The 17,980-nt window shown below is 44.8% G+C and carries 19 protein-coding genes; 4 read left to right on the top strand and 15 right to left on the bottom strand.

The genetic code is table 11. From position 1 onward, the window contains the following. Positions 1-430 precede the first annotated feature (430 nt). Both MKZ16_RS03440 and MKZ16_RS03435 read left to right on the top strand, forming a co-directional pair. On the top strand, positions 431-886 hold the full coding sequence (locus MKZ16_RS03440) for a hypothetical protein (protein ID WP_076104150.1): 456 nt from the start codon (positions 431-433) through the stop codon (positions 884-886). A 218-nt stretch (positions 887-1,104) separates the two neighbouring features. Then, on the top strand, positions 1,105-2,175 hold the full coding sequence (locus tag MKZ16_RS03435; protein ID WP_076104151.1) for a hypothetical protein: 1,071 nt from the start codon (positions 1,105-1,107) through the stop codon (positions 2,173-2,175). A 446-nt stretch (positions 2,176-2,621) separates the two neighbouring features. Here the strand turns inward: MKZ16_RS03435 and MKZ16_RS03430 are convergent, their stop codons facing one another. The 5 genes from MKZ16_RS03430 to MKZ16_RS03410 all read right to left on the bottom strand — a co-directional run bounded on the left by MKZ16_RS03430 (position 2,622) and on the right by MKZ16_RS03410 (position 7,157). Next, on the bottom strand, positions 2,622-2,780 hold the full coding sequence (locus MKZ16_RS03430; protein WP_179089272.1) for a hypothetical protein: 159 nt from the start codon (positions 2,778-2,780) through the stop codon (positions 2,622-2,624). 489 nt (positions 2,781-3,269) lie between these two features. Further along, positions 3,270-4,907: a 23S rRNA (uracil(1939)-C(5))-methyltransferase RlmD gene (gene rlmD, locus MKZ16_RS03425; RefSeq protein ID WP_081393338.1), complete on the bottom strand. Its 1,638-nt coding sequence runs from the start codon at positions 4,905-4,907 to the stop codon at positions 3,270-3,272. 64 nt (positions 4,908-4,971) lie between these two features. Beyond that, the gene (locus tag MKZ16_RS03420; RefSeq protein WP_036680719.1) at positions 4,972-5,862 is read right to left on the bottom strand and encodes a diacylglycerol kinase; all 891 of its coding nucleotides are present in this window, start codon (positions 5,860-5,862) and stop codon (positions 4,972-4,974) included. A gap of 230 nt (positions 5,863-6,092) precedes the next feature. Beyond that, positions 6,093-6,863 (bottom strand): CbiX/SirB N-terminal domain-containing protein, encoded by a 771-nt coding sequence (locus MKZ16_RS03415; RefSeq protein ID WP_076104152.1) that lies wholly within the window; start codon positions 6,861-6,863, stop codon positions 6,093-6,095. Between the two features lie 3 nt (positions 6,864-6,866). Continuing rightward, positions 6,867-7,157, bottom strand: coding sequence for a YerC/YecD family TrpR-related protein (locus MKZ16_RS03410; protein WP_019913624.1), 291 nt, complete (start codon positions 7,155-7,157; stop codon positions 6,867-6,869). A gap of 429 nt (positions 7,158-7,586) precedes the next feature. Here MKZ16_RS03410 and MKZ16_RS03405 point away from each other — a divergent pair, with 429 nt between their 5' ends. Further along, positions 7,587-8,147: a hypothetical protein gene (locus tag MKZ16_RS03405; protein WP_038568686.1), complete on the top strand. Its 561-nt coding sequence runs from the start codon at positions 7,587-7,589 to the stop codon at positions 8,145-8,147. An 83-nt stretch (positions 8,148-8,230) separates the two neighbouring features. Here the strand turns inward: MKZ16_RS03405 and corA are convergent, their stop codons facing one another. The 10 genes from corA to MKZ16_RS03355 all read right to left on the bottom strand — a co-directional run bounded on the left by corA (position 8,231) and on the right by MKZ16_RS03355 (position 17,125). Then, positions 8,231-9,190: a magnesium/cobalt transporter CorA gene (corA, locus tag MKZ16_RS03400; protein ID WP_076104153.1), complete on the bottom strand. Its 960-nt coding sequence runs from the start codon at positions 9,188-9,190 to the stop codon at positions 8,231-8,233. A 1,341-nt stretch (positions 9,191-10,531) separates the two neighbouring features. After that, positions 10,532-10,915, bottom strand: coding sequence for a hypothetical protein (locus tag MKZ16_RS03395; RefSeq protein ID WP_339815333.1), 384 nt, complete (start codon positions 10,913-10,915; stop codon positions 10,532-10,534). Then, positions 10,903-11,145 carry a hypothetical protein gene (locus MKZ16_RS03390; protein WP_339815331.1) on the bottom strand — a complete coding sequence of 81 codons (243 nt, stop codon included), beginning with the start codon at positions 11,143-11,145 and terminating at the stop codon, positions 10,903-10,905. The genes MKZ16_RS03395 and MKZ16_RS03390 overlap by 13 nt, the downstream gene beginning before the upstream one ends. Positions 11,146-11,249: 104 nt before the next feature. Beyond that, a complete protein-coding gene (locus MKZ16_RS03385; protein ID WP_036686873.1) occupies positions 11,250-12,242 on the bottom strand; it encodes an inorganic phosphate transporter in 993 nt (330 codons plus the stop codon). A 13-nt stretch (positions 12,243-12,255) separates the two neighbouring features. Beyond that, the gene (locus tag MKZ16_RS03380; RefSeq protein ID WP_036686871.1) at positions 12,256-12,873 is read right to left on the bottom strand and encodes a DUF47 family protein; all 618 of its coding nucleotides are present in this window, start codon (positions 12,871-12,873) and stop codon (positions 12,256-12,258) included. 202 nt (positions 12,874-13,075) lie between these two features. Beyond that, positions 13,076-14,173, bottom strand: a complete 1,098-nt coding sequence (locus tag MKZ16_RS03375) for a DUF3048 domain-containing protein (protein ID WP_076104156.1) — start codon at positions 14,171-14,173, stop codon at positions 13,076-13,078. 204 nt (positions 14,174-14,377) lie between these two features. Beyond that, complete coding sequence (locus tag MKZ16_RS03370; RefSeq protein ID WP_038568677.1) at positions 14,378-15,154, bottom strand: class III extradiol ring-cleavage dioxygenase; 777 nt, start codon at positions 15,152-15,154, stop codon at positions 14,378-14,380. Positions 15,155-15,239: 85 nt separating this feature from the next. Next, positions 15,240-16,070: an alpha/beta fold hydrolase gene (locus MKZ16_RS03365; protein ID WP_076104157.1), complete on the bottom strand. Its 831-nt coding sequence runs from the start codon at positions 16,068-16,070 to the stop codon at positions 15,240-15,242. A gap of 277 nt (positions 16,071-16,347) precedes the next feature. After that, on the bottom strand, positions 16,348-16,500 hold the full coding sequence (locus MKZ16_RS03360) for a hypothetical protein (RefSeq protein WP_179089990.1): 153 nt from the start codon (positions 16,498-16,500) through the stop codon (positions 16,348-16,350). A gap of 424 nt (positions 16,501-16,924) precedes the next feature. Continuing rightward, positions 16,925-17,125 carry a hypothetical protein gene (locus MKZ16_RS03355; protein ID WP_036680885.1) on the bottom strand — a complete coding sequence of 67 codons (201 nt, stop codon included), beginning with the start codon at positions 17,123-17,125 and terminating at the stop codon, positions 16,925-16,927. A gap of 198 nt (positions 17,126-17,323) precedes the next feature. On the opposite strand from MKZ16_RS03355, the gene MKZ16_RS03350 reads away from it, so the two are divergent. Further along, positions 17,324-17,971, top strand: a complete 648-nt coding sequence (locus MKZ16_RS03350; RefSeq protein ID WP_339815328.1) for a DUF1129 family protein — start codon at positions 17,324-17,326, stop codon at positions 17,969-17,971. Positions 17,972-17,980 lie beyond the last annotated feature (9 nt).

Below are 17,980 nucleotides of genomic sequence, written 5' to 3'. Positions count from 1 at the left end.
AGTTACCTCCCTACATATTCCTTCAACTTACATATTTCGCCAAAATTATACTAACTCCTCCTCTATAAGCAAAACAACACCTATGGACGTGCTCAGAATTAAACATGAACTTGAATGAAATTAATATAAAGGTTAAATTTCATCACTAAGCTATCTTTTTATTTAGACAAAAAATTGACTACTACAGAAATAATTCATTTAAAAAGTTATGGTAAAAGCATTTCTGAGAAACTTTGTTGCGGGAGCATTGGCACAACGATGAAATCAATAGATATGCTCTCCAAATTACTGAATTGCCGCTTTAAGCTACGGGGCAGGATAGCTCAATAATTTCCCGAATACTCTAAATATGAAGTTATTTTTCGAATTTCGTATATAAGGAGTTATACGAAACCCTTGTAAAAAAATATATCTTTGTGAGGGTGATTAATTGAAAGAACAGATAGTTACTTGTACAAGTGTTGGCGTGTATGAGCACGCGATAACCAGAGGTGAAAAATATAAAGTGATTAACCAAAATACGGAGAAGTATCGAATAATAGGAGATCATGGCAAGCGAATATGGATAAGTAAATGGTATTTCGATTTAGATGAAAAATTTGTATTACAAATGGTGGAGTGGAATTTTGATGATAACGTATCGAGTTTGAATATCGTAGAGGTAACAATATTATTTAATAACGGGTCGCGCCGCTGGTGTAATATAACGACTCCAGATAAGTTAGTAGTGCACTTTGAAAATCCAAGGATGGATCCACCAGGACTCTTCATAGACAATTTAATCATAGTGAAGTCATTAGAGAGAAATGATGTTGAACAGACATTTAAATATTTGGATTCTCAAGGGGAATTGGAAAAGGCAACAAGACTTTTGGATATAGTGTAACTCGATGTAGCCAAGGGCTTCGCATAACATAATATTCAAGCAGCGGCTCCTGACGGAGCCTTGGTCTGCTGGAAGGATTTCGAGGAGGCATTTCAGCAGACACATCCGACTATGTCGGACGTCGTGAATACAGAACGTTAGGCGAAAATCCTTAAAATATAGTAAAGAGTACATTTTAAATTTAGAAATAAATCATAAATATAAAAAGGAGCTTATATATGACTCAAACATGTAGTTATGTTACAACCGGAATATGTGAAAAGAGAAAATGTGAAGTGAATTTATTTTTAAATGATTTTATTAATAGAGTTTACAGTACTGATTTACGAGATATTGGTTTCGAATGCTTAGATATTTCAGGAGCAGATGGAAAAAGGCCTGAAATTTCATTCGTTTTTGGTGGACAAAAAACAGTAATAGAGGCTAAGACATTAGTTAATCCAGAAATAAATATAACAATATCCTTTACTGAAAAAATTGCTGAATTGATAGAGAACTTTAGGGGAAAAAATAGAGAGATACGCAAAAAGATTAACCAAAAAAAATCCGAGATAAGGGGTGTTAAACTAACTTTTGATGAAACAATATTATGCTTATCAGCTATTTTAGGTAATAAATACAATGACTTAGAGAAGGAAGATTTAACCTCTAGAATATTAAATGCCGTATACAATGAAGCTAAATATATGAGAAAAAGAAATGAAGAGTTCGGAAGTATAACTTTGGATGTTTCCAAATACATAAAGCTTAAGTTTAATAATCTGAATAAAGTGAAAAGAAATCTTTATAATAGACCTGAAATTAGTGATTTCGATGATATATATATTAATGGAGCAGAATTTTTACAACATTCTATTAAAACTGAAGAGTATATTAAATCTGGTGAAAAGAAGTTAAATATTTCTCTTCAACTTACAGACTCAATTAGTGAAACCTTGTTTGCTTGTAGCGTACTAAGCTCTACGTTTTTATCCTCTACGAGCCATATTAAAGATACGATTAGATCAGCTGAAAAAAAGCTGGAAACTTACAATAACGATTATAAGAAAATTCTTTTTTTTAATAACAATTTTTATAGACTGATGACGGGAATTAATGACGGATATGAAGAGTTAATTCGTGAGATACGCAATAATGTTAAAGAAAGTATTATAGATGAGGTATGGATTGAATACACAGAAGCGTTCACTGAACTTAATTATTGTGATTACATTGAAGCAGTTTCGGAAGACAGAAAAGGATATGAACGAATATATCCAGTTGAAGAACCTAAGCAGAGATTTTTTTGATTATAATGGAATAAACCAATGAACATGGAAGACTCATAAATAATTGAGGAACAACGCCTAACATAGTATTCAAGCTAAGGCTCCTTACGGAGCCTTGATCTGCTGGGTGGATTTCAAGTAGACATTCCAGCAGATACATCCGACATTCATCGGACATCATGAATGCACAGAACGTTAGCTATTATTAATGAATTATAAAGAGAGAGTTTTTCATCTTATGACTACCTATGATGAGTTTTTTTGAATTAAACGAACAACTATAAGCTCTGATTTCCGATCCCATTTCAAATGCTTGGTTTAGAAATACAATTAAAATTATTAATTCTGCTTTGCAGTATGGAAGACGATATAAATAAAAAAAGAACATTAACCAAATGAAAAAAATGGAATGAATCTCCGTCTAAATAAACAAGAGAGAATTAGTGTTGGGACAAAGATAACTTCTCTCAATGAAACTCTAAATACTGATACAACTTGTCGTACGCTTCTTGCTTCGTTTTGAACTTGGGGTTAATGTAAATCAACTCACGCTTCAATTTACTGTTGAAATCCTCGAAACAGACGTTGTCGTACCAGTTGCCTTTTCGGCTCATGCTATCTTTCATGTGGTACTTCTTAAGTTGTTTCCGGTAGTCCCTGGAAGTATATACTGAGATCCAGGATCCGAATGGTGAATGAGGTTCTTTCCCATTTTTTTGGCTTTGTACGCCTGCTTCAGAGTTTCCATAACCAGATCTGTAGTCATATGGCCGCTGAGTTTCCAGCCGACAATCTTTTTCTTGTACAAATCCAAAAATGCTGACCAGATACAGTTTGCCTTGGCGTCACGGAATATAGGTATGTCTGCGACCCTTTTTTATTTGGGCTTGGTTGCCGAAAAGTCCTGTTGCAGCTAATTTGGTGCAATAGGTTAATCATGACTCGAGTCGGTTGTGGTAACTCTAAACTTCCGCATTATGCAAGAGTGCAGTCCTTGCTGCCGCATAAGGAGACCCAGCACAAAAAAAGAAGACGCACAGGAGTTCCCCGGTGTCTTCTGTTCATTTAGGTTGAAATTCGGTGAATTTTCACATCATTTTTACATCAATTTTACATCAAGTCTGTTCTACGCCATCTGTACCACCAACATTTTTAATCTGTACCATATTGGAAATCCCCGGTAAATAAAAGGATTTCATTGCACTGTTATCCCTCACCAACAACGCCACCGACTCCACATGCACCGTATGCGGGAACATATCCACCGGAGTTACCTCCACTGTCTTGTATCCGCCATCTTCGAGCACCCGCAAGTCTCTTGCTAGTGTCGATGGATTACACGACACATACACCACACGCTCCGGCTTCATTGCAAGGATCGTTTCAAGTAACCGCGGGTCGCAGCCCTTCCGAGGTGGATCGACCACGATAACATCCGCCGTAATCCCTTGCTCTTTCCAATTCGGAATGACATCTTCAGAGGCACCAACCTCGAACACTACATTCTTCATCTCATTCAACTTCGCATTCGCCCGGGCATCCTCAATAGCTTCCGGTACAATTTCGACACCGTATACCTTAGCCGCATGCTGCGCCAAAAAGAGGGAGATCGTACCGATCCCGCAATAGGCATCAATAACCGTTTCATTGCCAGTCAGTCCGGCATATTCAACGGTTTTACCGTACAACACCTCAGTCTGTGCCGGGTTCACTTGATAGAACGAACGCGCTGAGATAGCGAACTGTACATCGCCGATGTAGTCATAGATGACGTCTCTGCCCCACAGGACGCGGGTTTCGCTACCGAAGATGACATTCGTGCGCTGAGTGTTGACGTTCTGGCAGATGCTGACTACATCCGGCAGCTGTTCACGGATGCTGCCAAGCCAGGCGTCCAGGTGTGGGATGTCGCGGCCGTTGGTTACAAGAACGACCATCATTTCACCGGTGCGGAAAGCTTTCTTCACGACGACATGACGCAGCAGGCCACGGCCGGTTTCTTCACTATAAGCAGAGATGCCAAGTTCTCTGCCAATGTCTTTCACCTTGCGCACAACGTCATCATTATCTTCGTGCTGGATCAAGCAGGTTTCCATATCGATGATGCGGTGACTTCCCCGTGCGTAGAAGCCGCCCACAAGACCGCCTTCTGTAACCCCAATTGGCACCTGTGCCTTATTGCGGTAACGCCAAGGTTCGTCCATGCCGAGTGTAGGGCGAACAAGAATGCCATCTGTCTGAGCTACTCCAGCGCCATCAGTCGTACCATCCACGATGCCACCATCGTTAGCACTATCTATCTGACTCTCAACAGCTTCATTCTCTTTGCTCTTTCCGCTATCCCCGCCACCAGCCACCCGGAGCTTCCCAATCCGCTCCAAGTTGTCCACCACCAGCTGCCGTTTCCACGCCAGCTGAGCAGTATAGTCCATATGCTGCAGCTGGCAGCCGCCGCATTGGTCATAGATCTCGCAAGGCGCTGCGATGCGGGCGCTGCTTGCTTCTACTATATTCAGCAGTTTGGCGTAGCCATACTGCTTTTTGGTCTTGAGCACCCTTGCCCGGACTTTCTCTCCGGGAAGGGCTCCCTGCACAAAAAGGGTAAAGCCTTCTACGCGGCCTACCCCTTCACCTTCATGGGTCATGCCGATAATATCGAGCATAACCTCATCATTTTTATTCACAGGCAGTCCGGCGACAGGCGCCTTGCCGGCTGGGCGGCTGGTGCTGCGTCCACTGCGGTGTTTACTCATTATTTATAGTTCACTTCTTTCATTATCATCGCTGTATAATCCCACACTCTTGCTTTCAATCAACCTAATTATTCTGAGCAAAAATCCGCAAATGCTGCGGCAAAATCCGAAAACGACCCGGCAGCTCTCCGCCAAGTTCTCCATCCAAGTTCAATTGGACATGCCCTGGAGAGATTACATCCATTGCATCCGTACGGAAATACACAACCTTTTTATCCTGCAAATGCTCGCCACGAAGGGCCAATCTAACCAAACGGACAAACTCTGCCAGGTTGCATTTTTTAACCGCAATAACATCTAACAGACCGTCATCGATTCGAGCGCCGGGAGCAAGCTTTTCAAAGCCGCCGACAGAATTCGTATTTGCAATCAGGAACAGCATGAACTCATCATGAATAACCTCCTGCCCATTGGCTCGAATGATTAGTTCCTGAGGAGATAGGCTGACCATTTTTTCAATACCTTTTAAATAGTACGCAAGCTGCCCTATCATGGTCTTCAGCTTACTGGGAACTTCATAGGTCAGTTCGGTTAGACTGCCACCGCCTGCTATATTAATGAAATAACGATCATTGGCTTTACCGATATCAATCGGACGCGACTCTTGACGAAGGATCAAATCAACGGAATCTTCCCAATTCTTCGGGATCCCCATCGCACGTGCAAAATCATTGGTAGTCCCAAGCGGCAATACGCCAAGCGGGGGGAGATTAGGTTTCTCCGCCATACCATTGATAACCTCATTTAAAGTGCCATCCCCACCGGCTGCTATGATTAGATCATAACCGCGCTCTACTGCATCCGCAGCAGCTAACATAGCATCGCCTTCTCCGGTCGTTGCATGGCAGGAGGCTTCAATGCCACCCGTATCCAGCCGGTCCAAAATGTCGGCGAGCCGCTTCTTCATTTCTTCCCGTCCAGAAGTGGGATTATAAATCAATCTCGCAGTTTTCATTACCGGAACGCCACCTGTTTTTTATAATAGAATAACCTAATTGATTATACCTAATTCGGACCACTACAATCAATGTCAGAGGACATTAATCGTAAATATTCCATTATACAACAATTCACGACACCTTATTAGGCAAAAACAACTATATATATGTCTATGCAGCAAATCCCGTATTATCCACGGAAATGGGCACTATTTTTCATGATTAAGTGGGCTAAAAAGGAAGCTTTTTAACTCTTTTTTCGAATCTGTTCGAGGAGTGTCTCTACCTGTCTCTCAATCCAATGCGGAAGAAGCGGATGCGGCAAAAGCGTCTGGCCAGAATACTTATAGGTTAACCCTTTAAGTCTGTTCGGAACCACATGTTTAGTGAAATAACCTTCACTCAAAAAAAGCGGCGCCACCAACACCTCGTGACCCTGCTCCTGCCAATACTCCACTTTGCTTCTTACACTGTCCGGATTCAGCAGACCGTAATCGGCCGCCGCTACGCCGCTCACCTCACGTACACGTCCTGCCAGTGAAGAGATGCCCTGCTGCCAACGCTGGCGGAAGCCCTCATAGATGCTGCCATGACCCACCAACAGAATTGTCTCACGTTCAGGTTCCGTAGACAGCTTACGAAGCTTGTCCCAGATCATCACAGCGATGTCCGGGTCATCGTCGACAGGATAACCATAGTGAACCTTAGCCTTCACGTGGAACGGCTCTAAATCGGTCTCACGTTCAGGTTCAGGTTTAGCCCCAAGTGCATATTCTATTTCATCGACATGTGTGCTTCCCGAGGAAACGAACAATGGGATCACAATTATATCTGTGACCCCTGCATGTTCCAGTTCATTTATTCCATCTTGAATCAGACGGCCCTCTACCAGCTCTAAAAAAGAGACCACCACTGGCATCTCTTCATCTAGCGATAATTCGCTTACGGCCTCTTCCACGATCGACACCCAAACCTCGTCGCGGGAGCCGTGACTGATAATAAGTACGCCCGGTACCATAAATTAGCGTCCCAAACGTTCCAGCGTTAATTTATAACCATCATTTCCGTAGTTCAAGCAACGTTTTACACGGGAAATAGTAGCTGTACTTGCTCCTGTCTCTGCTTCGATCTGATTGTAGGTCGAGCCTTTGCCGAGCATACGCGCTACTTCCAGTCGTTGCGACAGCGATTGAATCTCGTTCACGGTGCACAAATCATCAAAGAAAACATAACATTCTTCCATATTCTTTAATGTTAAAATGGCTTCAAATAATTGGTCTATACTTTTATCATTTAACTTCTTAAGTTGCATCAATTTTTCATCCCCTAAAAGTTCTATCAGCATTAGTTTCTCTGATTAAGCTCCGTACAAAACTAGCTCCGGAAACATCAACCTAATGTCACTATCCTGCCTTTACTATATTGCACTGGAGCGCATTTTTCAAGCATTAACGATTTCACGCTGTAAAGAACGAAAATGATGGACAAACGTCCACCCCACGCGCACACCATTTATGTACCCCAATACAAGTATTTTTCTCTACATAAGAATTATCGCCTACACTATAGTACTACAAAAGCGCCGAAAATCAAGCTCGTACACGGTTTCTTCACTACTTTAACCTGTTTATAGGCATACGCCCTTTTCCGCTCCTATCCCTATTACCCGGGCATTCGTCTATACCGTATGTTCGCCCATGACATACAGTATAGCAGACCACTAACAAAGGAATGTGATATTATGCCTGATCATTACTATAATCATTCCCGCCGGAATCAGCGTTCACTGAGCGATTCGTATAATGCCTCTGCCTACCCCGGCCTCAGTTCATATGCACCCTCAGCTCTCCCCGGTGAGACCGGAATCCTTCCTGCTTTAGGAGCAGAAGCTGCCACCGAAACTGCGCTAGCGCTCCCTGCAGCTGAAGCTGCAACAAAGGCAAGCGGCGGGCTTGCCGGACTGCTCAGCGGCTTAGGAGGCGGTGGCGGAATTGGTGGGAATATGGAGCAAATCAAAGGCATCATCGATCGTATGGGCGGCATTGACGGGATCGTAAACTCTATGGGTAAAGTACAAAAGGTGATGTCCGGCTTCCAGCAGATGGCTCCAATGGTTAAGCTGTTCATGGGTAGCTTCGGTAAAAACAAAGGCGCAGCAGGCGCACTAGCCGCCGAAGAGGATGCCGCCCTGTACAGTCCTAATCGCCGCAAAAAAAAGCGTTCCACCTCACCCCGTCGCAAATCTACTACAACTACTCGCCGGCGCTCTACTTCTTCCACCGGAAAACGTCGCCGCAAATAGCGGTGACGTTTTCTAGCTATGCACCAGAAAAACAGCAATTCTCGCGGGAAAGAGATTTGCTGTTGGCGCTTTCTGCTCTATTCTTACTTAAACCAGCCACTCCGTCGGAACCATCGGAACATCCCAAAACCAACTACCAGCATAAACAGCAGCACACCAAAATAACCATACTTCCACTCTAGTTCAGGCATCTTCACAAAGTTCATCCCGTAGATCCCGGCGATAAGCGTCAGCGGCATGAATACGGTCGTGATTACCGTTAGTGTTTTCATAATCGAATTCATCCGGTTGGAATTGAGTGAAATGTAGCTGTCACGCAAATCCGCAGTCATTTCCCGATCAGCCTCAATCATATCGGAGAGCTTTAGCAGATGATCATAAATGTCGCCAAAATAAATCCGTTCCTCGCCGTTGCTCTGGACATGCTGTGAATTCACGATCCGGTACATCAAATCGCGCATTGGCACAATCGTCCGCCGCATTTTGAGCAGCCTTCCGCGCACGCCAAACACTTGGCTCATCAGTTCCTCAACCGACTCACTGCTGCCGCTACTCTCCAGATCCGCAAGCTCGTCCTCTAAACTGTAGAGACATGGAAAATACTTGTCCACCAGCTTGTCCATCACCGTATAGGCAGCTGCCATCGGCCCACCCGACCAGCCTTTTCGACTATGTATTTCGCTCTTCACTTGTTCCCACGCTTCATTCATCTCTGCTTTTTCCTGATGGTGATAGGAGACAAGAAAGTTCGAGCTTAAAAATAAGTCAACCTCCTCAGCATCCAACGTCCGCTCATTCAGCGCATGCAGCACAAAAAACTGCACATTCTCATAATGATCCAGCTTCGGCCGCTGTAACACATGCATACAGTCCTCTATCGCCAAGGGGTGAAAATGAAAATATTGATCCAGCAAAAGCGTCTCTTCTGGCGTAGGCGTAGCAAAATCTGCCCATATCCAAGCATTATCCTCCAGCCGGATATTTTGCAGAGGGATCTCTGTCAGCACCTCACCTTTATGTGTGACAACAAGTGTACGTATCATAAATGTTCCTCCGCTTCATCTTCTTCCACGCCTCTATTGTACAGCAAGAAGACAACTCTTCCAAAAAGCAAAAAACATAGCCAGCAGCACCGCTCATGCTAGACTAAAAAACATTTGGTGCTTCGTCGTTCGTTAATGCTGGATTCATTTGTGTAAGGGTGGGGGCTGGGGGCGAGCTATCCTTATTCTCTGCTGTCGGTATCGGGTTTATGAGTGAGATGAATTCACAGCTGTGAATTACTATCGCTATTTTTACTAATTAGTTGGTGAAAAAGTGCTCCTTTGGGATGGTAAACAACTCTTCGATCGTAAGCAGACTGGCCTTGATTTCGCAAAAGATTGAGTCCATCGCCTAGCGTTCATTTACCGTAAATAACATATGGTTTACTTTGGGCTGGTAGTGATTTGTGGGATTGGGATGCAATCCTTGCATCGGAACTGTGAAGTTCCGGGCAGGAATTGTGAATATATCGGTACTCATTGGCGGCAGAAAAGCAGGGAGAAAGGAAAGTTGGGTTGGGTTGGGTTGGGTTGGGTTGGGTTGGGTTGGGTTGGGTTGGGTTGGGTTGGGTTGGGTTGGGTTGGGTTAGGCTATGTTGAGTTAATTTGAGCTAGGTTGCGTTACGATGGATTGGGCTGAGTTAGTTTGTACTAGGTTACTTTGCGATGGACTGGATTAAGGTGCGCTGGGTTTCCTTGAAATGTGTTACGTGGGACTATGCTGAGTTAACTTTGGCTAGGTTACTTTGTACAGGGCTGGACTTCGGTGCGCTGGATTCTGCTGAAATGAGGTAAGTTGGGCTGCGTTGAGTTAGTTGGATCTAGGTTACTTTACGATGGACTGGATTAAGGTGCACTGGGTTCCGTTGAAATGTGTTACGCGGGACTGGGCTGAGTTAGTTTGTACTAGGTTACTTTGCGATGGACTGGATTAAGGTGCACTGGGTTCCGTTGAAATGTGTTACGCGGGACTGGGCTGAGTTAGTTTGTACTAGGTTACTTTGCGATGGACTGGATTAAGGTGCACTGGGTTCCGTTGAAATGTGTTACGCGGGACTGGGCTGAGTTAGTTTGTACTAGGTTACTTTGCGATGGACTGGATTAAGGTGCACTGGGTTCCGTTGAAATGTGTTACGCGGGACTGAGCTGAGTTAATCTGGGCTAGGTTACTTTGCGCAGGGCTGGACTTCGGTACGCTGGATTTTGCTGAAATAAGGTAATTTGGACTGGGCTGAGTTAGCTTGTGCAAGGTTACGTTACGATGGGCTGGATTAAGGTGCGTTGGGTTCCCTTGAAATGTGTTTAGTTGGGCTGGTCCACCTTCATACAAGTCAGGTGCCGTCATTCTAAGGCATTTATGCCTTTCTTTCTGCTTCTTCGACGAAGTGTCTCCAATTCTAGGGCAGTTATGCTCTTCTTTTTGTCACCACCCTCGAATTTCGTAAATTCAGCGGGATTTATACCGTACATTCCCCATCCATCGCCAAACTCCATCATTTCTACGGGATTTATACCGTACATTCCCCATCCATCGCCAAACTCCGCCATTTCTACGGGATTTATACCGTACATTCCCCCTCCAACTCCAGACTTCGTCATTTCTACGGGATTTATACCGTACATTCCCCATCCATCGCCAAACTCCGCCATTTCTACGGGATTTATACCGTACATTCGCCCTCCAACGCCAAACTTCGTCACTTCTACGGGATTTATACCGTACATTCCCCTCTAACGCCAAACTTCGTCATTTCTACGGGATTTATACCGTACATTTCCCCTCCAACGCCAAACTCCGTCATTTCTGCGGGATTTATACCGTACATTCTCCCTCCAACGCCAAACTCCGCCATTTCTACGGGATTTATACCGTACATTCCCCCTCCAACGCCAAACTTCGTCATTTCTACGGGATTTATACCGTACATTCCCCAACCAACGCCAAACTTCGTCATTTCTACGGGATTTATACCGTATATTCTTCACTCTCCTCATGTCCACATAACAAAAAAAGATGTCCGCAGCCCAATGGCTAACTGACATCTTTATTAAAGGGTGTTTAAAAAATGATTTTGAAAATCAGACCTGCTAATACCGCACTGATTGGAATCGTGATGAACCAAGTGACCACAATACGTCCGGCTACTCCCCATTTCACTGCAGAGAAACGTTTGGCAGAGCCAACCCCGAGGATCGCTGATGTGATCGCATGCGTTGAGCTTACTGGCAAATGCAGCAGCGTTGCTGAGAAAATAACAGATGCCGCGGAAATATCAGCCGCGAAACCGTTAATAGGTTCGATTTTGAAAATCTTCGTGCCCATAGTCTTAATAATTTTCCAACCGCCAATGGAGGTACCGAGCGCCATAGCCGTAGCTGCAGCTATCTTAACCCACAAAGGGATAACATCCATAGTTTCTTGACGTCCTGAGGTAACGAGTGCAAAAGTAATGATCCCCATCGCTTTTTGCGCATCATTTGTACCATGTGTGAACGACTGTAACGCTGCCGTAAGGACTTGCATAGAGCGGAAGCCCTTGTTGACCGTATGTGGACTACGCTTAGCAAAGATCCACTTCAGGATGGTCATGATTATATAACCGATAACAAACGCAATGATTGGGGAGAAAATCAGTCCTTCGACAATTTCCACAAACCCGCCCCAATTGATGTGTGCTGAGCCTGCCCCCACGTATACTGCACCCGCTAAAGCGCCGATCAGTGCATGAGACGATGAGGATGGAATCCCGAGCCACCAAGTAATCAAATTCCAAATAATCGAAGCAATCAGCGTGGCGATTATGATATCCAACCCATTTTCAAGCAAGGTCGGGTCGGTGATACTTCCGCCGATTTTTTTGGCCACACCTGTAAACATCAAGGCCCCAACAAAGTTCATCAGTGCTGCCATAATAATTGCTGTTCGCGGTTTTAAGGCACGTGTTGAGACAGAGGTAGCAATTGCGTTGGCCGTATCATGGAATCCATTGATAAAGTCAAACGCAAGCGCGAGAAATATAACAATTCCAAGAATCCATATAGATGTTTCCATATTCTAGTACCCCTTATGAGTTGCGCATGATGATCGATTCCAACATGTTGGCTACATCTTCACATTTGTCTGTAGTGGTCTCGAGCCGCTCATACAGTTCCTTGCGTTTAATCAGCTCAATCGGGTCTTTTACAGTTTCGAACAGGACCTTAGTACAAATACGAAGCACTTCGTCCCCTTGATTCTCAAGGTCATTCAGACGGATTGTATATTCACGGATCGCCAACAATTTCTTCTGGGAGAGCAAATGAACCGCTTTTTGGATTTCATAAGCACACTGACGAAGGATTTCGGCGAATTGTACAATGTATTCATCCGGGTCAAGAAGGTTGTACATATAGAAACGTGAGGCGGATGCCTCCAGACCATCGATGACATCATCCATGCTTGTGATCAAGTCCATAATGTCGTCACGTTCAAGCGGCGTAATAAACGTCTTGTTCAATTCTTTGATGACGGTGTGCGTGTAAGTATCACATTGGGATTCGTACTTTTTCATCTCTGCAGCGAAATTATCGACATTATTCCGGAGATCAGTGATATTCTGAGCAAAATAATCTGCAGCTTGGACAATAGTATCGGCCATATTTTCCAGCGTCTCAAAGAATATGTCCTTTTTTCTCAACTTCATTGTTTTAAACCCCTTTACATAAAATTACCGTGAATACAGAGCCATTCATATGTAAAAAGCATGAAAATGAATGACAACCCTTGTTATCTTATCATATCCGTACAAGGTATAGAAGCTATAGAAATGAACTTTTTTACACTCTATTAACACATACCCATTATTCCGAACACAAATCTGTATAACACTGGATATTCCGACTTTCTTATGTTGTACCATCCGCCCCGCCATATACCACATGACTGCTAAATGAAGGCGCATTAGGGACCACCAAAATATGGGTAATTCCTGGATACATCAGCTCTTCTTTTCCATCCCTCACAAAGCGGATCACATCCCCTGGTTCACGCGACCATCTGCCTTTGGTGACCTGTCCCCGCTGAAAAAGCAACGCTTCCCCGCCAAGCTCCACATCAATCTGAAGTCTTCCGACATCATCAAGCACTTTATGATCGGCTCCTATAACCATCACATTGGCCGCTTCCACCGGATTATCGTTATTTAGATCCAAATGAGGTTTGTCATTCACATAACGCTGATAGGTCTGACGTTTAGGATCATATTTATAGTCAACTTTATAACTTTTGAGCAGATAGTTTATGCTAAATTCAGCGGCTTTCTCTCCGTCTGCCGGTATGTAGTCTGGATTATTAAAAAGATACCCGGGCACCTTCACACTTTGCGCAAACCCAAGCTTTTCGGCACCTTCCCGCAGTTTGGCTGCGTTGCTGTACAGGTTATGAGGTGCTTTTCGCGCTTTATCCCGCCAAAAATAAGCTCCGGCACGGCCGATCTCGTCCATATCTTCTTTTTTCTCTTTTTGCAAAATGGCATACGCCGCCGGACTCCCTCCTGCATGCACCGTCACACCACCGTAGCTCTCGCCAATATCCAGCAAATAGGGGCGGATGCTGCGAATCGGTCCGATTTTCACCACACCTGTATGGCTCTGAAAAATACCAATCAACCGCGTAATGCCACCTTCGGCAAGAATCTCATACAAAATATCTGCTTCACTAACCCCCGATTGCGGCCGGGCGGCAGGAGCATTATTTATCATTACGGCCAAGGGACGTGGAAGACTGTCTTCAGAAACTGGAAGACCTGTTAATCCGGATACGAGCTCAGCAGCGGGATCAATAGTAGGTGAGGGTTGAATCGTTTCGATAGGTGTGGGCTCTGCGGTAGGCTGCTGTGTCGGGGTGATCTCATTATTTGCACTCTGTGTTCCGCAAGCGGAGAGCAATAGGGTGGTCAGTACAATGGCAGATAACAGACGGGAAGAAGAGCAATTTACTTTCATAAGCTTGTAGTTCCTCCTAAACGTTTTATGAAACTCACTGATTCCTTCCATTTAATCACAGTCAGTCCCATTTGTCTTGATCACCTTCTCCCTTTTTTCATAGCAAGCATAAGGAAATTTTATAGCATGGAATAGATAAATTCTTATATTAAAAAAAGGGTACAGCCATTGCGGCTGCACCCTGCGGGTCTCTTATTCATTCAGTTAGTCTAGCTTCCAGCAATTCAGACTTAATGTCCCATACTGATAAGCCTGAAAAATCCGCTCTGCCTTCCTGCTGCCATCCGCTGTTCCCATCGCGTAAAAGAGAGGTGCAAAATGCTCTCTCCCATAAGAAGGAACCGCATCGCGTACATGTGGAGCTTTTTTCTCATACGCAAAAAGTGAAGGCAAATCCCAGGCTTCTAGTCCCTTGGCAATCCAGGCATCGAATTCAAGTGCCCAATCCTCAGGCTGCTCACTTTCACTTAGCATCCGCAAATTGTGAACAAGTCCACCGCTTCCAATCAGCAGTATGCCTTCGTCACGAAGCGGTGCTAACATCCGCCCGATATTGTACTGCTCCTTGGGAGAGCGCAGGGAATCGACGGATAAAGCAACTACCGGAATGTCGGCGTTCGGGAACATTTTTTTCAGTATCACCCAGACTCCATGATCGAGTCCTCGCCCCAGAACGGGCTGATGTGATAGATTGTTATCCTTGAAGAGCTCAGAAATCCGTCTTGTTAGGGCCGGATCGCCCGGGGCCGGATAGGTCAGCGTGTAAACTTCTTCAGGGAATCCGTAGAAGTCATGCTGTGTCTCGTGCAGTTCATCAACGGTAAGTAGCTGTTCAGGGCTATCCCAATGCGCTGAGAAAACTACTATACCGCGTGGCGCTTCAAGTTCTTGACCAAGCCGCTCCAGAAAACGGGTATACTCGTTATCCTCCAGTGCGAGGAGCGGAGAACCGTGCGCAATAAAAAATGACGGTAATTTCATAGGATGCCAACCTCCATAACCCAGTATATGGTGTGCATCTTTATTTTACCGCTTATTGCAAGTTAATGCGAATAAAAACCTTCTCCTAAATCATCCAATTCTGCCACTCTGTCTGCAGATGCTCTTGTTCATTCATCCATTCTATAGTCCGCTTAAGCAGCTGCTGCTGCGCTGGTCCAGAAGAAAAGGTATGATCCCCTTGAAAAATGATCTCTTTATCGCACCGTCCTTCCGGACGTGTCCAGAACAGCTTCTGATAAAGAAAAGCGTAATCCACCGGAATGACATCATCAGAGGTGCCATGAATAACGAGTACATCGCCGCTAAATTTGCTCGCTTCTTGGAAGGGCTGAAAAGCCGCCAAAGAATTAAAATATACCGGCGTAAACGAGTAGCCCACATAATCGGCTGATCCATTCTTCACAGCACGATCATAAGCCTCCCGCCCTACAATTTTCACAATATCATTGAAAGGATAACCAACAGAGGCCCATAACACGAGATTCTTCACGCGGCGATCGCGAATACTTGTCAGCAGCGCCACCGCGCCACCCAGGCTATGGCCAATCAGCGTCACGCGCTGTGGGTCCACATCAGCAGAGCTAATTCCGTAATCCAGCACTGCTCTAGTCTGAGCGATCATCGATTCCATGTCTTCGCCGCCATAATTCCCGCTGCTCTCGCCGCAGCCCACATAATCAAAACGAATAACCATATATCCCTCTTGTGCCAGCTCACGAGCCGCCTTCACAAAAATCCGGTCTACGCCAATCCGATTCCCCACAAATCCGTGGCAGATCACGGCTAATGGCAGTCTATCCTTGCAACGCGAAGAGGTTCCCTTCTCTTTAATCGGGTAATGTATGCTCGCCGTCAATTCTTCTCCGTTATGCCGGATTACAATATTCCGTTCCATTGCCGCATCCTCCTATAATTATATTTATAATTTAATTTATTTTAATTTATTAGAATTCCGATTAACTTAGTATGAATTATAATCTAATTATAAAGATTTCGTTCATATTGTCAACAGCAAGGGGACAATTCTTAATAATCTGCGGGGAGTATTGGGCATTAGAGTCTGCACGACAAACAGGGTGCCCTGTAAGTCATGAGGATGCTCTGGGGCACCCACGTCGAGTGGATTGGAACCTACCTCTTAAACCTCTAAACGCGAACCTTTGTTGGATTAGTTAGTAATCGCGATTCAGTAGCTCCTTCGGACTCAGTGGCTTCATCGGACTCAGCAGCTCCTCCGGATTCAGTAGCTCTATCGGACTCACCTGCTCCATCGGACTCAGCAGCTCCAGCGGACTCAGTAGCTCCATCGAACTCAGTAGCTTCATCGGACTCACCTGCTCCAGCGGACTCAGTAGCTCTATAGGACTCAGAAGACCCTATTCGCAGATTTAGCACACTTTTTGAATTCTATCGGACCCCATAGTCGCTATCACCCTGAAAAACAGCAAATACGAGCTTCTTTTCGAGCAATAGCGTCACTGGAGTCCGAAACTGTGCTGAAAAGGCGATAATTTTGCTAATAACGTCATCTGAGTCCGAAAGATGGTGGATGCTACGACAACCGGGGGTCTGGGGTTCGGGGGTGCTTGAGGTTTGGGTTTGGGTTTGGGTTTGGGTTTGGGTTTGGGTTTGGGTTTGGGTTTGGGTTTGGGTCTGAGAACCCCACCAAAAAAATACAGAGCAGCGATCCCCAGTATCGGAGGATCGCTGCTCTGTTGTTTTTTCGAGATGAATGGCCAGGGTTGTTAATCAATCGTAGCTGTCGTTAAACATCTCATGGGTTTCATGGCTGCCTTCCCAATCCTTAAGCAAGCCCTCGGGAGCATCTTCCGCGGAATCCCACATGCTGAATCCATCGGAGCCGCCCCAATCCCCCATTGAATTATTGGGCGTAGGCTCGAAACCGTTGCCCATGGATCTTCCCTGTTCTTTCTTGTTCTCATGTTCCATAAAGCTCCCAACCTTTCCCAATTCTATATTGATCAAGCAACAACATTATCAGTGTTCACTCTTCTAAAAGGATTATGCATATCGCCATAGAAATGGTTGTCCTTGCGTAGACCTGTCATGCAAACGTATACTCTAGGTTAAAGACTATACCGATTAACAACACTGGAGGTTTACATCCAAATTATGAAAGTGAAAGATATGATTAAGGAAAATAACGCCCTGCGTGAGCAGTTGACGCCCTTCAATCGCTCCTATTTAGAAGATATGATCCTTGCAATGCGGGCCAGTCGAATTGACACCCTGCGCGGAGAAGAACTTTTGCTGGATGCGGCCAAGCTGCTGTTGAAGGAACAACGTAAAGGGAAAAATGCCAAGCAAGTATTCGGCGAGAATCCGCACGATTATTTTAAAGAAATCATAGACAGTGTTCCCGGGCGCCCGGTGCGCAGTAAATGGAACTATTACTTGATGATTCCCTGCGCAGCTCTGACCTGTCTTTTTGGGATATTGGCAATCGGTGGACTCTTCTTCCAATGGACTGACGATTCACCTGGAATGTTCGGACAGATCAGCCTTTTCACCCTGTTCGCTGTGGGAGTAGGCTCCATTATCTTAATTGAACTGATTATGAAATGGATGTCTTCCTTGTCGGAAAGCGATGCACCCAGTGCCAAGCCTTTTGATATAAAAAGCCTTGGAATCTATATTGGCATCGCAGTAGCTGCTGTATTTATCGGCATGTTCCTCGATCGGTTATTTCCGGTCATTACAATATCCCCGTGGGTAAGCTTAATTCTGTGCATCATTGGGGGGTTGGGACTGAAATTTATATTTTTCAAAAAATAAATATCTAGG

It is taken from the genome of Paenibacillus sp. FSL R5-0928 (assembly GCF_037970385.1).
GTDB classification, from domain to species: Bacteria; Bacillota; Bacilli; order Paenibacillales; family Paenibacillaceae; genus Paenibacillus_AQ; species Paenibacillus_AQ odorifer.
Note: the sequence above shows the minus strand (reverse complement) of the source record. Positions and strands in the feature narration are given on the sequence as shown.